17 protein-coding genes are annotated in these 16988 nt (G+C 63.9%); 14 read left to right on the top strand and 3 right to left on the bottom strand.

From position 1 onward, the window contains the following. Nucleotides 1-6 precede the first annotated feature (6 nt). From AC1DEK_RS08335 to AC1DEK_RS08325, 3 genes are read left to right on the top strand one after another with little or no spacing between them, the layout of a single operon-like run. Nucleotides 7-1191 (top strand): COX15/CtaA family protein, encoded by a 1185-nt coding sequence (locus AC1DEK_RS08335; RefSeq protein ID WP_478124760.1) that lies wholly within the window; start codon nucleotides 7-9, stop codon nucleotides 1189-1191. Beyond that, on the top strand, nucleotides 1188-2093 hold the full coding sequence (gene cyoE, locus AC1DEK_RS08330) for a heme o synthase (RefSeq protein WP_478124759.1): 906 nt from the start codon (nucleotides 1188-1190) through the stop codon (nucleotides 2091-2093). The genes AC1DEK_RS08335 and cyoE overlap by 4 nt, the downstream gene beginning before the upstream one ends. Next, nucleotides 2090-2719 (top strand): SCO family protein, encoded by a 630-nt coding sequence (locus AC1DEK_RS08325; protein ID WP_478124758.1) that lies wholly within the window; start codon nucleotides 2090-2092, stop codon nucleotides 2717-2719. The genes cyoE and AC1DEK_RS08325 overlap by 4 nt, the downstream gene beginning before the upstream one ends. A 110-nt stretch (nucleotides 2720-2829) precedes the next feature. Here the strand turns inward: AC1DEK_RS08325 and rpoH are convergent, their stop codons facing one another. Beyond that, on the bottom strand, nucleotides 2830-3771 hold the full coding sequence (gene rpoH / locus AC1DEK_RS08320; RefSeq protein WP_478124757.1) for an RNA polymerase sigma factor RpoH: 942 nt from the start codon (nucleotides 3769-3771) through the stop codon (nucleotides 2830-2832). A 263-nt stretch (nucleotides 3772-4034) separates the two neighbouring features. Beyond that, nucleotides 4035-5288, bottom strand: coding sequence for a signal recognition particle-docking protein FtsY (gene ftsY / locus AC1DEK_RS08315; RefSeq protein ID WP_478124756.1), 1254 nt, complete (start codon nucleotides 5286-5288; stop codon nucleotides 4035-4037). A 29-nt stretch (nucleotides 5289-5317) separates the two neighbouring features. Between ftsY and AC1DEK_RS08310 the strand changes: the two genes are divergently transcribed. From AC1DEK_RS08310 to AC1DEK_RS08285, 6 genes are all read left to right on the top strand, one after another. Next, nucleotides 5318-6781: a M16 family metallopeptidase gene (locus AC1DEK_RS08310; protein WP_478124755.1), complete on the top strand. Its 1464-nt coding sequence runs from the start codon at nucleotides 5318-5320 to the stop codon at nucleotides 6779-6781. A 95-nt stretch (nucleotides 6782-6876) separates the two neighbouring features. Further along, a complete protein-coding gene (locus AC1DEK_RS08305; RefSeq protein WP_478125270.1) occupies nucleotides 6877-8187 on the top strand; it encodes a M16 family metallopeptidase in 1311 nt (436 codons plus the stop codon). Between the two features lie 34 nt (nucleotides 8188-8221). Then, complete coding sequence (locus AC1DEK_RS08300; RefSeq protein WP_478124754.1) at nucleotides 8222-8887, top strand: RsmD family RNA methyltransferase; 666 nt, start codon at nucleotides 8222-8224, stop codon at nucleotides 8885-8887. A gap of 45 nt (nucleotides 8888-8932) precedes the next feature. Beyond that, nucleotides 8933-9436: a pantetheine-phosphate adenylyltransferase gene (gene coaD / locus AC1DEK_RS08295; protein WP_478124753.1), complete on the top strand. Its 504-nt coding sequence runs from the start codon at nucleotides 8933-8935 to the stop codon at nucleotides 9434-9436. Continuing rightward, the gene (gene pxpB / locus AC1DEK_RS08290; protein ID WP_478124752.1) at nucleotides 9433-10095 is read left to right on the top strand and encodes a 5-oxoprolinase subunit PxpB; all 663 of its coding nucleotides are present in this window, start codon (nucleotides 9433-9435) and stop codon (nucleotides 10093-10095) included. The genes coaD and pxpB overlap by 4 nt, the downstream gene beginning before the upstream one ends. Continuing rightward, entirely contained in the window at nucleotides 10095-11099 is a 1005-nt protein-coding gene (locus AC1DEK_RS08285; protein ID WP_478124751.1) for a 5-oxoprolinase subunit C family protein, read from the top strand. The genes pxpB and AC1DEK_RS08285 overlap by 1 nt, the downstream gene beginning before the upstream one ends. A 25-nt stretch (nucleotides 11100-11124) precedes the next feature. Here the strand turns inward: AC1DEK_RS08285 and AC1DEK_RS08280 are convergent, their stop codons facing one another. After that, complete coding sequence (locus tag AC1DEK_RS08280) at nucleotides 11125-11835, bottom strand: alpha/beta fold hydrolase (protein WP_478124750.1); 711 nt, start codon at nucleotides 11833-11835, stop codon at nucleotides 11125-11127. A gap of 57 nt (nucleotides 11836-11892) precedes the next feature. Between AC1DEK_RS08280 and AC1DEK_RS08275 the strand changes: the two genes are divergently transcribed. The 5 genes from AC1DEK_RS08275 to gudD all read left to right on the top strand — a co-directional run bounded on the left by AC1DEK_RS08275 (nucleotide 11893) and on the right by gudD (nucleotide 16979). After that, on the top strand, nucleotides 11893-12585 hold the full coding sequence (locus AC1DEK_RS08275) for a histidine phosphatase family protein (RefSeq protein WP_478124749.1): 693 nt from the start codon (nucleotides 11893-11895) through the stop codon (nucleotides 12583-12585). Nucleotides 12586-12657: 72 nt separating this feature from the next. Next, nucleotides 12658-13464 carry a phytanoyl-CoA dioxygenase family protein gene (locus AC1DEK_RS08270; protein WP_478124748.1) on the top strand — a complete coding sequence of 269 codons (807 nt, stop codon included), beginning with the start codon at nucleotides 12658-12660 and terminating at the stop codon, nucleotides 13462-13464. 27 nt (nucleotides 13465-13491) lie between these two features. Continuing rightward, the gene (locus AC1DEK_RS08265; RefSeq protein WP_478124747.1) at nucleotides 13492-14523 is read left to right on the top strand and encodes a LacI family DNA-binding transcriptional regulator; all 1032 of its coding nucleotides are present in this window, start codon (nucleotides 13492-13494) and stop codon (nucleotides 14521-14523) included. A 103-nt stretch (nucleotides 14524-14626) separates the two neighbouring features. Then, complete coding sequence (locus AC1DEK_RS08260; RefSeq protein WP_478124746.1) at nucleotides 14627-15589, top strand: Bug family tripartite tricarboxylate transporter substrate binding protein; 963 nt, start codon at nucleotides 14627-14629, stop codon at nucleotides 15587-15589. Between the two features lie 28 nt (nucleotides 15590-15617). Continuing rightward, nucleotides 15618-16979, top strand: a complete 1362-nt coding sequence (gene gudD, locus AC1DEK_RS08255; protein WP_478124745.1) for a glucarate dehydratase — start codon at nucleotides 15618-15620, stop codon at nucleotides 16977-16979. Nucleotides 16980-16988 lie beyond the last annotated feature (9 nt).

Raw genomic sequence — 16988 nt, 5'->3', positions numbered from 1 at the left:
TCGGCCATGGACCCAACCTCCCTCTACGACCTCACTCCCATCGCCTGGTTGATGGCCGTCGGCGTGCTGCTCGCGCTCGGACCGCTGATCTGGGTCTGGCGCCGCAATGCCGGTGCCGGTCCCGCACGTCGGCTGCACGCGCTGACCGTGCTCACGCTTTTCCTGACCTTCGATCTGACTTTGTTCGGTGCCTTCACGCGTCTCACGGACTCTGGCCTTGGCTGTCCCGATTGGCCGGGCTGCTATGGAAACGCCAGTCCGGTCGGAGCGCGCCACGACATCGCAATGGCGCAGGCGGCGCAGCCCACGGGTCCGGTCACGCATAGCAAGGCTTGGGTCGAAATGGTTCATCGCTATCTCGCCACCGGCGTCGGCGCTCTCATCTTGGCGCTGGCAGTGGCGACTTTGGTAGCGCGACGCCGTCAGCACCTTCCCGGCCATGCCGGTGGGCGTCCTTTGAGCGCCTGGTGGCCCGCGGCCACGCTGCTGTGGGTTTGCCTGCAAGGTGCGTTCGGCGCGCTCACCGTCACCTGGAGGCTCTTCCCCGCCATCGTCACGCTTCACCTCCTGGGGGCGATTGTCCTGCTGGCCCTGCTGTGCATCCAGGCCGTACGCTATCAGCAAGACGCCATGCAACGCTTGCCTACACCTCTGCCTGCGATTTTGCGCAATCTGCTGATTGCCACGTCCGCGCTGCTCGCACTGCAGATCGCGCTCGGCGGTTGGGTCAGCACCAACTATGCAGTCTTGGCTTGCACTCAGTTTCCGACTTGCCAGAACAGCTGGTGGCCGCCCATGAATTTTGCGCAAGGCTTTCAGCTGTGGCGACATCTTGGCGAGACCGCTGATGGCGTGCCGATCGACTTCACGGCGTTGACCGCGATCCACTATGCGCATCGCCTGATGGCCTACCTTGTCTTCATCGCGCTGGCTGTGCTTGGCTGGTCATTGCACCAGGTGAAGCCGCTGCGTCCGCAGGCCCGCTGGCTCGCAGGATTGGCGCTGCTCCAGCTCGCCACCGGCCTGGGCAACGTGCTTCTCGGCTGGCCGCTCGTCGCGGCCATCCTGCACACGGGCGGCGCCGCGGCGCTTGCGGTCGTCGTGACGTGGACCCTCTGCGAAAGCAGGCGCGAGCGAACGCTGGTGCCTGCCGGTGCTGGTGCGCGCCGCGAACGAATGGAGGCCGCATGAGTGCGCCAGTTTCCCTGCACGGGCCGACGACGGCGAGCGTGCTGCGCCAGTTCTACGCCCTCACCAAGCCGCGCGTCGTCCAGTTGATCGTCTTCTGCGCGCTGATCGGCATGGTGCTCGCGGTGCCGGGCGTGCCGGGTCTCGCCGAAGTGCAGCAGGGCGCGCTCGCATGCATCGGCATCTGGCTGGTCGCGGGGGCTGCGGCGGCATTCAACTGTCTGGTCGAAAAGGGCATCGACGCAAAGATGAAGCGAACCGCGTGGCGACCTACCGCTCGCGGAGAGCTGAGCGATCGACAGGCATTGATCTTCTCGGCCGTGCTGTGCAGCGCAGGGTCGGCGCTCCTGTGGTTCGCGGTCAATCCGCTCACGATGTGGCTCACATTCGCCACGTTCGTTGGCTATGCGGTCATCTACACGGTCATCCTCAAGCCGCTGACGCCCCAGAACATCGTGATCGGCGGCGCTTCAGGGGCCATGCCGCCGGTATTGGGATGGGCCGCAATGACGGGAGAAGTAAGCCCCGAAGCGTTGATCCTCTTCCTCATCATCTTCCTATGGACGCCACCGCATTTCTGGGCACTGGCGCTCTATCGGGTCGAGGACTATCGCAAGGCCGGCTTGCCGATGCTGCCGGTGACGCACGGAAACGAGTTCACGCGGCTGCACGTGTTGCTCTATACCTTCATCCTCTTTGCCGCCTGCCTCATGCCCTTCATCTATGGCATGAGCGGATGGCTCTATCTGGTCGTTGCGTTGGGCGTCAGCATCGGATTCACCGGCTATGCATTCGCGCTGTGGCGAAATTATTCCGATGCGCTCGCGCGCAAGACCTTTCGCTTTTCACTGATTCACCTGAGCGTGCTGTTTGCAGCGCTGCTCGTCGACCACTATCTTCGATGACTCCATCCATCAACAAGCGTCAGGCTCTCCGCAGAATCGCCCGGGCAACTGCAACGGTCGGTGTTGTCGCCATTGCGAGCCTCAACCTCTCAGGCTGCACTGAAGCAAAGCCGACGTTCAATGCGGTTGACATCACCGGCGCCGACTACGCCAAGGACTTTTCGCTGACCGATGCGAGCGGACGTGCGAGAACGATGGCGGATTTCAAGGGTAAGGTGGTCGTGCTGTTCTTTGGCTACGCCCAGTGTCCGGACGTCTGCCCGACGACCATGAGCGAAATGGCACAGGTGAAGCAGCAGTTGGGAAGCGATGGCGACAAGCTGCAGGTTCTGTTCGTCACGGTCGATCCGGAACGCGATACGCCGGAAGTCATGAAGGCGTACATGGGAGCTTTCGATCCTTCGTTCGTCGCGCTGATCCCCACGCCAGAGCAGCTTCCGGCGCTCGCCAAAGACTACAAGGTCTACTACAAGAAGGTCGACGGCAAGACTCCGACCAGCTACTCGATGGACCACTCAGCCGCTAGCTTCGTCTATGACCCGCAGGGGCGCCTGAGACTCTACATGCGCTATGGCGCGGGCGTTCCCGCGATGGTGGACGACATCAAGGCACTGCTCAAGTCCTGAGCAGCGCCCCCGCGGAAGCTGTAAGGGGGTGCCTGAGCCGCACCGCGCCAAAACGAAAAAACCCGGCCATCGGGCCGGGTTCATGGAGGGCAAAAGACGCGAAGCACGCGTTACGCGTATTCGGCGAGCGCCTTCTTCATCTTCTTCATGGCCGCCACTTCGATCTGGCGAATGCGTTCGGCGCTTACGCCGTAGACCGCGGCGAGATCATGAAGCGTCATGCCGCCCGATCCGTCGTCGTTCACCTTGAGCCAGCGCTCTTCGACAATTCGGCGGCTGCGATCGTCCAGCGACGCCAGTGCGGTCGAAATACCGTCGGTCGACAACCGATCACGTTGACGTGATTCGATCTGCGCAGTCGGCTCCTGGCTTGCGTCCGCCAGGTAGGCAATGGGGCCGAAGCCTTCATCGCCGTCGTCGGAAGGGCTCGGGTCCAGCAGCACGTCTCCGCCGGAGAGGCGCGTTTCCATTTCCAGCACTTCTTCCGGCTTCACGTTCAGGCGCGTGGCCATTTGCGTGACCTCGTCGGCGCTCAGGGTGTCACGGTGCGTGTCGCCGTCCAAGGCGGCGGCATCTGCCTTAAAGCCCTGTTTCATCGATCGCAGATTGAAGAAAAGCTTGCGCTGAGCCTTGGTCGTGGCGACCTTGACCATGCGCCAGTTCTTCAGGATGTACTCGTGAATCTCGGCCTTGATCCAGTGCATGGCATAGCTGACCAGCCGCACGCCCTGGTCCGGGTCGAAGCGCTTCACGGCCTTCATCAGGCCGACATTTCCTTCCTGGATCAGATCTCCGTGCGGCAGACCGTAGCCCAGGTATTGACGGGAAATCGAAATGACGAGGCGCAGGTGCGACAGGATCAACGCGCTGGCGGCTTCCAGGTCGTTGTGATCGCGCAGTTTGCGCGCAAAACCCTGCTCTTCCTCGAGCGTCAGCAAAGGCAGCCGGTTGGCTGCCGAGATATAGGCGTCCAGGTTACCCAGCGAGGGGACCATCGACCAGGGATTGGCGACGGCAAGCTGGTTGGCAGAGGCTCCAGACAGTGATGTCATTCGGGAAACTCCTTTGTTGATGACCATATTAGCACTCGATTAGACGGAGTGCTAAGGTCAGGGTTCCCACCTACTCTCTATGGGGTCGATAGCCAAAAGCCAACCAAAAACCCTCCGTGCTTTGTCAATCAAAGCAAAGGGGCGGCGGCTTACGCTAAATATGGCGGCGGGAAGCGGCAGTTCAAGGCGGCATTGCAAGGCTGCGCAACACTGCGCAAGGCGTGTATGACCGCCAAGAGCAAAGCCGGTTCCCTATCGCTCTTCTATCCAAGCAGCGCCTGGGCGAATTCCCGGGCGTTGAAGGTTTCCAGATCTTCCAGCTTTTCACCGACGCCGATGAAATAGACCGGGACCGGCCTTTCGCGGGCAATGGCGCAGAGCACGCCGCCCTTTGCCGTCCCGTCGAGCTTGGTGACGACCAAGCCGGTCAAGCCGAGTGCTTCGTCGAAGGCTCTTACCTGGGCGAGTGCGTTCTGACCGGTGTTTCCGTCGATAACGAGAAGCACCTCGTGCGGTGCGGTTGCGTCAGCGCGATTGACCACTCTCTTGATCTTCTTCAACTCGTCCATGAGGTGGATTTGAGTCGGCAGCCGCCCCGCCGTGTCGACCAGCACGACATCCTTGCCGCGCGCCTTGCCTGCTTGAACCGCATCGAAACTGACGGCCGCAGGATCCCCACCCTCCTGGCTGACGATCTCGACCGTATTTCGATCGGCCCAGACGAGCAACTGCTCTCGCGCTGCGGCTCGGAAGGTGTCGGCTGCGGCCAGCAGCACTGACGCGCCCTCATTGGCGAGATGCTTCGTCAGCTTTCCGATGGATGTGGTTTTCCCGGCGCCGTTCACACCGGCGACCATGATCACGGTCGGGGTGTATTCGCCGATCACGAGCGATTTTTCAAGCGGGCGCAGAAGATCCGTGATCGCGTCGGCCAAGAGGATCTTTACCTGGCCGGCATCAGTCGCCATATTGCTTTTGACGCGGCGTCGCAGATCGTCCAGCAAATGCTCGGTCGCTTTGACGCCTGTGTCGGCCATGAGCAGCGCTTCTTCGAGTTCCTCATAGAGGGCGTCGTCGATTTGGGCGTTGACGAAGGCCGCCGTGATGGTGTTGCCCGTCTTGCGCAGGCCGCTCTTGAGCTTGCCGAGCCATCCAGTCCGTTCAGGTGCAGGGGGCTCGACTGGCGGTGCAAGCACGATTGACGCTGGCGTCGGCACGGGCGGAGGGGAGGGAGGTAGCGCAAATGTCGGCGCAGGAGCGGGAGAAGGAGCAGGGGCGACGATGGACGCCTCCGATTTCTCCTGCAGTTCCTCCAACTTCGCAGGCGCGGGCAACGGCTCCGCTTCCGGCTTTGGGATCGTTGCAGGAGGGGCCGTCCGACCCCCAAACCAAGTCGAGGGCGAAAAGACCGATTTGGTGGCCGCAGGCTCGGCGGCCGGCTTGACTGGCAAAACCTCGGGCTCGGTCGCCGGGGCTGGCGCCTCGGAGGGCGGTTTTTTCTTGAAGAAACTGAACATTGGCGGGTTTTTACAATCCGAGCCATTCTATGAAACACCCCTCGCCACGCTCCGCAGCGTTTGGTGCGGTGCTGGCCTCGGTGCTCATTGCGCCTTGGGTCCTGCCCGCGTTTGCGCAGACTTCCCCTCCCCAATCCCAATCCGACTCTCCAGGTCCGGTCGCCGCGTCGGCCGCGGCACAGCAGTTCACGCTGTCCAACGGCATGACGCTGATCGTGAAGCCCGACCGGCGCGCGCCCACCGCCGTCCAGATGGTATGGGTCCGCGTCGGGTCCGTGGATGAGGTCGACGGCACATCGGGTGTCGCTCACGTCCTGGAGCACATGATGTTCAAGGGGACCAAGGACCTGAAGCCGGGTGAATTCTCCCGGCGCGTCGCGGCGCTCGGCGGACGCGAGAACGCCTTCACGACCCGCGACTACACCGGCTTCTACCAGCAGATTCCGGTCGAAAAGCTCGAACAGGTCATGAAGCTGGAGTCGGATCGCTTCGCCAACATGCAATGGCCCGACGATGAGTTCAAGCGTGAGATCGAAGTCGTCAAGGAAGAGCGACGCATGCGCACGGATGACCAGCCCCGCGCATTGCTCAGCGAGCAGCAGAACGCGGCGATCTTCACTGCATCTCCGTATCACCGCCCCGTCGTCGGGTGGATGAGCGATCTGGACGCCATGACGCCCGCGGACGCTCGTGCGTTTTTCAAGCAGTGGTACACCCCCGAAAACGCGGCAATCGTGGTCGCCGGCGACGTTGACGTGGAGCAAGTACGCGCCATGGCCGAGAAGTACTACGGTTCGATCCCGTCCCGCGCCCTTCCGGCTCGCAAGCCGCGCGTGGAACCCGCGCAGCGTGGGGTCAGACGCATCGAATACAAGGCGCCTGCGGAGCAGGCCTACGTGTCGCTCGCGTTTCGCGTGCCGCAGATCGATCCTGCAGACAAGTTTGCGGGCGACATCGATCCTTATGCGCTCGTCGTGCTGGCCGCCGTCCTCGACGGCTATCAGGGTTCGCGGCTCGACCGTGCATTGACGCAAGGGCCTGATCGTGTGGCGGACCAGGCGGGGGCTTATTCCGGCTTCGTCGGACGTGGGCCGCAATTGTTCGTGCTCGAAGGTGTACCGGCCGCAGGCAAGACCGCCGAGGCAGTCGAAACCGCCTTGCGCGCAGAAGTCGCGCGGATCGCCCGCGACGGCATCGGGGAGGCCGAACTGGCCCGCGTGAAGACGCAGTGGGTTGCGAGCGAGACCTACAAGCTCGATTCCGTCATGGCGCAGGCGCGTGAACTCGGCAGCAATTGGGTGCAGGGGCTTCCGCTGGAGGCAAGCACGCAGATCATCGAACGGCTGCAGGGAGTCACGGCAGCGCAGGTGCAGGCTGTGGCTGCGAAATATTTTGGTGCCGACCAGATGACCGCAGCAGTTCTGCGGCCCCTACCGCCCGAGAAAAATGCCAAGCCTCGCAGCGTTGCTGCGCCGGCCGGCGATCTGCGTTGAAGGAAGGTTTCATCCCCATGTTCAAGATTCCAAAGATGACCCTGCTTTCCGCTTGTTCCTCCGCTTCCGCCCGTCCGGTTCGCGCCGTTCTCCCCATGCTCGCCGGCGCGGCCTTGCTCGTCGCCTCGAATGCTTTTGCGGCCATACCGATCCAGCACTGGACGCTGCCGAACGGCGCCAACATCTATCTCGCCGCAACGAACGCATTGCCGATCGTGGATGTCCAGGCGGACTTCGATGCCGGTTCCCGCCGGGATCCGCCCGCTCAGGCGGGTCTTGCCGGCGTGACCGCAATGATGGTCGAGAAGGGCGTTCGCGCGGGCGGAAGCGACCCGGCGATGGATCAGAACGCCCTCGGCGAAGCTTGGGCCGACCTGGGCGCCAATTTCGACGTCAGTGGCGGCGGTGAGCGCACCAGCTTCACTCTGCGCACATTGTCCGAACCGGCGCTGCTCGACAAGGCGGTGCGGCTGGCGGCCCGCCAGATCGGCGAACCCGCGTTTCCGGAGGATGTATGGAAGCGCGAGCGCGAGCGGCTCGACGCTTCCATCAAGGAGGCAAACACAAAGCCGGCAACAGTGACTGAACGCGCGTTTTCGCAAGCCGTCTACGGCGCTCATCCGTACGGGCTCGATGTGACTGAGGAGACGCTGGCGCGGATTGACGTCGCCACGATGCGGCGCCGCTACGAGCAACTCATCGTTCCGTGCCGGGCAAAGATCAGCATCGTCGGCGCCGTGACGCGTCCGCAAGCGGAGAGCATCGCGACGACCTTGCTGTCCCGCTTGCCGGCCGCATCGTCGTGCGGCGCGCTCTCGCCCGTTCCGGAAGTGGCGCCGCTCACCGCCGCCAAGGAGGAGCGGATCCCTTTCGATTCGGCGCAGGCACACGTGATCATCGGGCAGCCTGGATATCGGCGCGCCGACCCTGATCACTTCGCGCTCAACCTCGGCAACTATGTCCTGGGTGGAGGCGGATTCGTCTCGCGCCTGACGGAGCAAGTGCGCGAAAAGCGGGGCCTCACCTACAGCATCTACAGCAGCTTCTCTCCGGGCTTGCACGCAGGCGCTTTCCGCATCGCCTTCCAGACGCGGCCCGACCAGGCTGACGAGGCGGTGAAGGTCTCGCGCGAAGTGCTTGCAAAGTTCGTTGCCGACGGGCCGACAGAGGCAGAACTGAAAGCCGCCAAGGACAACGTCATCGGCGGCTTTCCCCTTCTGCTGGACAGCAATCGCAAGCTGCTGGGCAATGTCGCGAACATCGCGTGGAACGACCTGCCGCTCGACTATCTCGACACATGGACCGCTCGGATGAACGCCGTCACTGCGGCCGACGTCAAGGCAGCCTTCGCGCGCAAGCTCCACCCGGACCGCATGGTGACGGTGATCGTCGGTGCCAAGCCCTGATGAACGCCATGGTTCGACGTGGTGCCGTTAAGCTTTGCCCGTGAAGTCAACCTCCCGAACCCCTCTCCCCGCCGCAGCCAAGACCACTGCTTCCGCCAAGCTGGCGAAGGCGCCGCATTTCGTCCGGATCATCGGCGGCGAATGGAAGCGCACGCGCCTCGCTGTCGCCGACAAGCCCGGTTTGCGTCCCACACCCGACAGGGTTCGCGAGACCCTCTTCAACTGGCTCGCGAGCCTTGCGGGAGCAGGCGGCGGCGAACTGCCCGGCTGGAAGTGCGTCGATGCCTTTGCCGGCACCGGTGCTCTGGGGCTGGAAGCCGCTTCGCGCGGCGCGGGCGCCGTGTTGCTTTGCGAGCAGGACCCGGCACTCGTCACCCAGTTGCAGGCGCTGAAGACCAAGCTCTCCGCCGATGCTGTTCGCGTCGAGCGTGGCAACGGCGTCACTGTCCTGGAGCGCACTGCTGCCGGCAGCCTGCATGCCGTGTTCCTCGACCCGCCGTTTGAAAACCCCGCGTTGTACGTGCCCGCCTTGCGAGCCGCAGAGCGCGCGCTGCGGCCGGGCGGCGTGATTTATCTCGAAGCAGCGCGCCGATGGCCGGATGACGAGATCGCCGCGCTCGGCTTGACGCTGTATAGGCATCTGAAGGCCGGCGCAGTGCACGCGCACCTTCTTCAACGCTCGGCGGACGCGGCTGCATAATCCGCGGAACCAGGCCGCGATCGGCTGCATCAGGAGGAAGCCACCATGACCAGCAACGTGATCGCGGTATATCCCGGCACTTTCGACCCCATGACGCTGGGCCACGAAGACGTCGTGCGGCGCGCGACGCAGTTGTTTTCGCGGGTCATCGTGGCAGTCGCCGCGGGGCATCACAAGAAGGCGCTTTTCACTTTGCAGGAGCGCATCGACATGGCGCGAGACGCAGTTACGCCCTACAGCGATCAGGTCACTGTCGAAAGTTTCTCGGGGCTCTTGCGCGACTTTGTGGTCGCGCGCGGTGGCAAGGCCATGGTCCGCGGCCTGCGTGCCGTGACCGATTTCGACTATGAGTTCCAGCTCGCCGGCATGAATCGCTCGCTGATGCCGGAAGTCGAGACCGTGTTTCTCACACCCAGCGACAAATATCAGTTCATCTCCAGTACCTTCGTGCGCGAAATCGCCATGCTCGGCGGCGAGGTCGACAAATTCGTTTCGCCCAAGGTGCAAGAAAGTCTCATGGCCAAGGTGCGCAGCCTCGGCCGCGAATGACGCAGTCGGTGCCGCTTCGCTTGCACTCGATGGGCGAGGCCGCGCTGGTGTGCGAGTTGCCTGCGCCGGCGACGCTCGAACAACAGCAGCGGATCTGGGCGCTTGCCGCTGAAGCCATGCGGTGGCGCGGCGTTCGCGAAGCGCTGCCGGGAATGAACAATTTGAGCCTGCTCTTCGATCCCGACCAGATCGATGGCGCGGAACTCGAGATGCAGGTGCTTTCGGCCTGGCCACAGTTGAACGCCGCATCGATCGAAGGGCGATCCATCGAGATTCCAGTCAATTACGGCGGTGAGTTCGGTCCCGACCTGGCGGACGTGGCTTCGCACACGGGCTTGACGCCGTCGGAGGTCGTCCGGCGGCACAGCGAGGGCGACTACGTGGTGTACCTGCTCGGCTTCCTGCCGGGATTTGCCTTCATGGGCGGACTCGCGCCGGAGCTCGCCACGCCTCGGCGTACGGCGCCCCGGTTGGAAGTCCCTGCCGGAGCGATCGGCATTGGCGGCGAGCAAACAGGCATTTATCCGATGGTCTCGCCCGGTGGATGGCAGTTAATCGGCAGGACACCGCTCAAGTTATTTGATCCGACTGCGGCCGAGCCCACCCTGCTTCGGCCCGGTGATCACGTGCGCTTCGTCGTTGAAAGCCTGGAGACCTGATGGCCGTCGGCATCACAGTGCTGCGGCCGGGAATGCTGGCTTCGGTTCAGGATCTGGGCCGGCACGGCCATCGCCAGTTGGGCATCTGCCCCGGCGGCGCGCTGGACGCCCTCGCGTTGATGCTCGCCAACCGTCTCGTGGGCAATCCCGACGGTGCTGCCGGGGTGGAACTCACCATGGGGGGCTGCGAGTTCCGCTTCGATGCGCCGACGCGCATTGCGATCACCGGTGACGACTTCGACGCCCGCTTGGACGGCACTCCTATCTGGCCCGGGTGGAGCATGCCTGTGAGTGCAGGGCAGACGCTCAAGCTCGGGCGCGCCAATCGATCGAGCCGCAAAAAGGGATTGCGCACCTGGTTGGCCGTCGCAGGCGCTTTTGACGTGCCGGTCATCCTCGGGTCACGCAGTACGGACTTGAAGGCCGGATTCGGCGGCCATGAAGGACGGCCCCTGAAAGCCGGCGACAGCTTGTTTTCAGGCAAGTCGACCTTGACTGCCGAACAGTTGTCGAGGCGGGCTTTCGGCGTGCGCATGCCTGCTTGGGATTTGAACGCGGAAGACGGCGCCATCGTCTTGCGCACCATGCCGGGTCCTGAGCATGAGCAATTCACGGTCGCGTCGCGCGAGCTGCTGTGGCGCGAGCCATGGCGCATCACGCCCCGAAGCAACCGCATGGGCAACCGGCTGGAGGGAGCGGAACTCAAGCGCAAGCGCCCAATTGACATTCTTTCTTCAGGCGTGATTCCCGGAACGATTCAGGTGCCTCCTTCGGGTCAGCCCATCCTGCTGATGGGCGATGCGCAAACGACGGGCGGCTATCCGCGGATCGGTGTGATCATCCGGGCCGATCTGTGGAAGCTGGCGCAGGCACCGCTCGACGGCCGTCTTCGGTTCCTGCAGGTCGATGCCGCGGAAGCGCTGGCGGCCTGGGCGGGGCAGCGGCGCTATCTTGCGCATCTTGCGCAAGGCCTTGTCTCGATGGGCTGGATCGCGCCCTCCTAGAAGGCGTCTCCCTGGGGCGTGGGCTTCAATTGCCCGCGCTCAGCGGTACCAGCCATCGGCCCAGCGTGCCGTTGACGAACTCCGGCTTTTCCATCGTCAGCATGTGGCCGCACTGCGGAATCCACGCGACTTCAGCGTGGGGCATCAGCGCCGCGATTTCCCGTGAACATTCGGGTGGCGTGAGACGGTCGCCGTCGCCACACATCACCAGCGTCGGACATTGCAGCCGCGCCAGATGTGGGCGCTGGTCGGGACGCTCCATCAGCGCGCGGTTCTGCCGAATCAACTGCGCTGTACCTGCGTCAAGGATCAGGTCGATATAGCGCTGCACGAGTGCCGCATCGCGTGCCTGGATCGGGTGAAAGGCAAAGCCTGCGTTGAGCTCGATCACGTCGCGCGCCTCGCCGCGTTCGAACAACTCGATCGCCGATTTGCGAAGTTCATACATGTCCGGCGTCTCCGGACGCGCATTGGTGCCAAGCAGCGCCAGGCCGGCGATGCGTTCGGGAGCCTGCCGGGCGGCTTCCATGGCAATCATCCCGCCCATCGATGCGCCGCAGAGGATCAGCGAGCCTGAATGTTCCGAGAGCAGCGCCGCAGCCATGGTTTCGATGCGATCGTGCCGCATGTGCACGTCCGTCACCTCGACGCCGAGCGATCGGGGCAGGGAAGGGATCTGGGCTTCCCAGAGGCGTGCGTCGCAGGCGAGACCGGGCAGCAGGATAAGAGTTGGCATCGGCGAATTCTCCGCGATGAACACGGACACATCGCCGTCGCTCTCTGCAGGGACAATATGCCCCTGCCTATGCCCACTACCGAACTCATTCTGATCCGCCACGGTGAAACCGACTGGAACCGCGAACTCCGCTTTCAGGGCCACATCGACGTTCCCCTCAATGACATGGGCCATGAGCAGGCCCGCCGGCTCGGCCTGCGGTTGGCTGACGAGCCGATCGATCACCTGGTCAGCAGCGACCTGATGCGTGCGCAACAGACCGCTGCGCCGGCCGCGCAATTACTCGGGCTGGAGATCGTGACCACCGTTGCATTGCGCGAGCAGAACTTCGGCGTGGTCGAAGGCATGCGGGCTGACGAAATCCAGAGCCTGCACCCTCGCGCCTGGGAGGACTGGCTGAAGTTTCGCGAAGATCACGCAATGCCCGAAGGCGAGTCGCCGCGGCAGTTCCACAGCCGGATCATGCAGGCGCTCGGAAACATCGCCGAGGTCCATTCGGGTCAGCGCGTGCTCGTGGTGACGCACGGGGGCGTGCTCGACATGGTCTGGCGCACCGCCCGCGCGCTTGGGCTGAACGGACCGCGCCAAAGCGAGATCCCTAACGCCGGCTTCAACCGGATCCGCATCGCCGATGCCTCTGCGCCGGAAGACCTCGAGATCGTCGATTGGGCCGACACCCGCCATCTGGCCGATCTGCCGGCGCAACCCACCTATGACCAGCGCCGCCATCTGAAGAGCGTCGAGAAATAAGCCGCTGCGAGCGCGAATCGCTCTCGGTTTGCGCTGTTTCCCCATAATGTGCGTCTCTCAGGAGATGCATCGATGGCCCGAATGTCCGCGCAAGAAATCGACCACTACAAGGCTGAGGGCTGGGTCATACCGCAGTTTCGGCTTTCTCCGGAGCGCACCGCGGTCATGCGTGAGGCGCTCGATGCGTTGATCCGCGACAACCCGGGCGTGCGCCCGGAGAAGCTCGTCTCGGCGCACATCGAGGGCGACAACGGCGAAGGCGTGCGCGGCAGCCGTCACTTCCTCGATTTGGCCATGGACCCGGAGATCGTCGAACTCGTGTCCGGTGCCATCGGCGACGACGTGATCCTCTGGGGCTGCCACGTCTTCTGCAAGCCACCGGCCGAAGGCTATGAAACGCCGTGGCATCAGGACGGCCACTATTGGCCGATACGGCCGCTGGCCACTTGCACGGTCTGGGTCGCGCTCGAGGAATCGACGACCGAAAACGGGTGCCTGCGGGTCATCCCGCGCTCACATCGAGGGCAGGTTCTTCACGATCATCTGCACGAAGACCGGTCGGACCTGACCCTCAACCAGCGCATGGCGGCCGGCAGCTTCGACGAAGCGGCGGCGGTCGACCTGGAACTGCAGCCGGGCCAGATGTCCATGCACGATGTTTTCATGATCCATGGCGCCCAGGCGAATACGTCCGCCAAGAGACGGACGGGCGTGGCGCTGCGGTACATGCCTTCGACATCGGTGTTCGAACGTGACTTGCGGCCGTCGGACGGGAAGACCGGCTTGGCCGTCAACTTTGCCGAGCGGCCGCTCTGGCTCCTCAAGGGTGCCGACCGCAGCGGCCGCAACGATTTTCAGGTGGGACACAAGCGCTGGTAGCGCTATCGTGGCGCCTAGAATGCGCCGATGAGCAAAGACGACGTTCCCACCAGACGCGCCCGCCGAGGCAGCGGCGCTGTAACGTTGCACGACGTGGCAAAGCTCGCCGGCGTCGCACCCATAACCGCATCGCGCGCCTTGAGTTCCCCGTCGCAGGTGTCGGCGGAGGCTCTGCAAAAAGTCACCGACGCCGTGCGACGGACCGGTTACGTGCGCAATGTGCTCGCTGGTGGGCTCGCCTCGACGCGCAGCCGGCTTGTTGCTGCCGTGGTGCCGACCATGTCCGGGCCTGTTTTCCTGCAGACGGTGCAATCGCTGACCGAGGCGCTGGCGGAGCGCGGCTACCAGCTGATGCTCGGGCAAACCGGGTATGTGGATTCCCGTGAGGATGCGTTGCTCGAAGCCATCATCGGCCGGCGGCCCGACGGCATCGTGCTCACCGGCATCATGCATTCGCCCGAAGGCCGCAGGCGCCTGCTGGCCGCCGGAATTCCGGTGGTCGAAACATGGGACCTCACGCCGACGCCGCTTGACATGCTGGTGGGTTTTTCGCACGTGGAAGTTGGCCGGACTGTGGTCGACTTCCTGCGAGGCAGGGGGCGCCGTAACTTGGCGGTGGTAGCGGGCGACGATGAGCGCTCCCGGCGGCGCCACGAGGCTTTTTGCACAGCGGCACGCTCACTGGGCTTGCGTGATGTGCCGGTTTTTCCGGTGCCGGCGCCCACCACACTGAAGAGCGGCCGGGCGGCGCTCGCGGAATTGCTCCGCGAGTTTCCCGACACTGACGCGGTGTTCTGCAGCTCAGATCTTCTCGCGTTGGGTGTCTTGGTCGAGGCGCGGGCACAAGGGATCTCCGTACCGGCGCAACTTGCGGTCGTGGGCTTCGGAGACCTGGAGTTCGCCGCTGACTTTGAACCGGCACTGACCACGGTGCGGATCGATGGCGCGGCCATTGGTCGTCAGGCGGCGCAGTTCATCATCGACCGCGCCGAAGGGCGGGAGGTCGAACAGCGGGTCGTCGACGTCGGCTTTTCGATCGTCGACCGGGAAAGCGCCTGAGGGCAAACCCTGAGAGAGAGCGTCTGTTTTGTTTACGACGGTAGCGCTATCATTGCGGCACGATAGCGCTACCATTTGGAATCGTTTCGAACAGACGAACATCATGAAAAAACTACTGGTTTCCCTCGGCGTCGCGTTGGCCGCCGTCAGCATCGCGCATGCACAAGAGTGGCCGCAAAAGCCGGTCACTTTCGTCGTTCCGTTTCCTCCCGGCGGATCGACTGACATGGTCGCTCGAGCCATCACGCCGAAGCTCGCCGACAAATTGGGGCAGACCTTCCTGGTCGACAACAAGGCCGGGGCCACGGGCACCATCGGGGCGACCCAGGTCAAGCGTTCGGCGCCGGACGGTTCCACTTTCCTGGTCACCTCGCTCGGTCCCTTGGTCATCGCGCCCCACCTCATCAAGGGGATGCAGTACGACGCCTCCAAGGACTTCGACCTGATCACGGTCGCTGTGCAGGCGCCGAATGTCCTCGTCGTGCCCGCGAATTCGCCGCACAAGTCCGTCGCCGATGTCATTGGCTACCTGAAGGCGAATCCCGGCAAGATGACTTTCGCTTCTTCGGGCAACGGATCGAGCGACCACCTGACGGCAGTGCTTTTCTGGCAGCAGACCGGCACGAGCGGACTCCACGTTCCCTATAAGGGCGGCGCGCCAGCCATCACCGACCTGCTCGGCGGCCAGGTCGACGCCTCGTTCCAGAATGTCAATGCGGTGTTCCAGAACATCAAGGCCGGCAAACTCAAGGCACTTGCCGTCACGGGCGACAAGCGCTCGCCCGTGCTCCCCGATGTTCCGACCACGGCAGAGGCCGGGGTGAAGAACGTCGAGGTCTATTCATGGCAAGCCATCGTCGCGCCCAAGGGCTTGCCGCCCGCCGTGCGAGACAAGGCGCACGATGCAATGGTGGCCGCCCTCAACGACCCGGCCGTCAGGAAGCAGTTCACGGCGATCGGCTTGGAGGTCGTCGGCAACACGCCTGCCGAATTCGCAGCCTTTCAGCAGCAGGAATCGGCGCGCTGGAAGAAAGTGATCGAGACCGGCAAGATCACCGCCGATTGATGCCCCAGATTCAACTCGAGTCCATTCGATGTCCAATCCCCATCGCGATCCCAATCCCGATCGCAATTCAACGCCCACCATCTCCGGCTTGCGCGTGATCCCCGTCGCCGGCCGCGACAGCATGCTGTTGAACCTGAGCGGCGCCCACGGCCCTTTCTTTACGCGCAATCTCCTGATCCTCACCGACAGCGCGGGCCGGACGGGGGTCGGCGAAGTACCTGGCGGCGAAAAGATCCGCCAGACGCTCGAAGACGCGCGCGATCTCATCGTCGGGCAGTCCATCGGCGGCCACCAGCGTGTGTTGCAGCAACTGCAGCAGAAGTTCGCCGACCGTGATGCCGGCGGCCGCGGCTTGCAGACCTTCGACCTGCGCACCACCATCCATGCGGTGACGGCCGTGGAGTCTGCAATGCTCGACTTGCTCGGCCAGTTTCTGGACGTGCCTGTCGCAGCGCTGCTCGGCGAAGGCCAGCAGCGTGACGCGGTCGAAATGCTGGGCTACCTTTTCTTCGTCGGCGACCGCGACAAGTCCGACCTTCCGTACGCGCGGGAGCCGCAGGCTGACAACGACTGGTTCCGGCTCCGGCACGAAAAAGCCATGAGTCCAGAGGCGATCGTGCGGCTGGCGGAGGCTGCCCGAGAGCGGTACGGCTTCAATGACTTCAAGCTCAAGGGCGGCGTGCTGCGCGGAGACGAGGAAATCGAAGCGGTGGTTGCGTTGCACGAGCGCTTCCCGCAGGCGCGCGTCACGCTGGACCCCAACGGTGGCTGGCTGCTGAAAGACGCGATCCGCCTGATGCGCGACATGCGCGGCGTGGTCGCGTACGCGGAGGATCCTTGCGGGGCCGAGGAGGGTTTCTCGGGCCGCGAAGTGATGGCCGAGTTTCGCCGGGCCACAGGCCTGCCGACCGCGACCAACATGATCGCTACTGACTGGCGTCAGATGAGCCACGCGCTCGCGCTCCAGTCCGTCGACATACCCTTGGCGGACCCGCATTTCTGGACCATGGCCGGTTCCGTGCGCGTTGCGCAGACCTGCCGCGACTGGGGGTTGACCTGGGGTTCGCACTCGAACAACCACTTCGACGTTTCGCTGGCGATGTTCACGCACGTTGGCGCCGCCGCGCCGGGCCGCGTGACCGCCATCGACACCCACTGGATCTGGCAGGACGGCCAGCGGCTGACCAAGGAACCGCTGCGCATCGAAGGCGGCTTGGTGCGGGTGCCGACGAAACCCGGACTGGGCGTCGAACTCGACATGGCCGAAGTCGAGAAGGCGCACCAGCTTTACAAACAGCACGGCCTGGGATCGCGCGATGATGCGGTCGCGATGCAATGCCTGATTCCGGGCTGGACTTTCGACCCGAAGCGACCTGCTTTCGACCGCTAGAACAAGGAG

The sequence above is a fragment of the Variovorax sp. 10N420 genome (assembly GCF_056394705.1).
The sequence above is the reverse complement of the archived record's forward strand: the minus strand, read 5'-3'. Positions and strand labels throughout refer to the sequence as shown.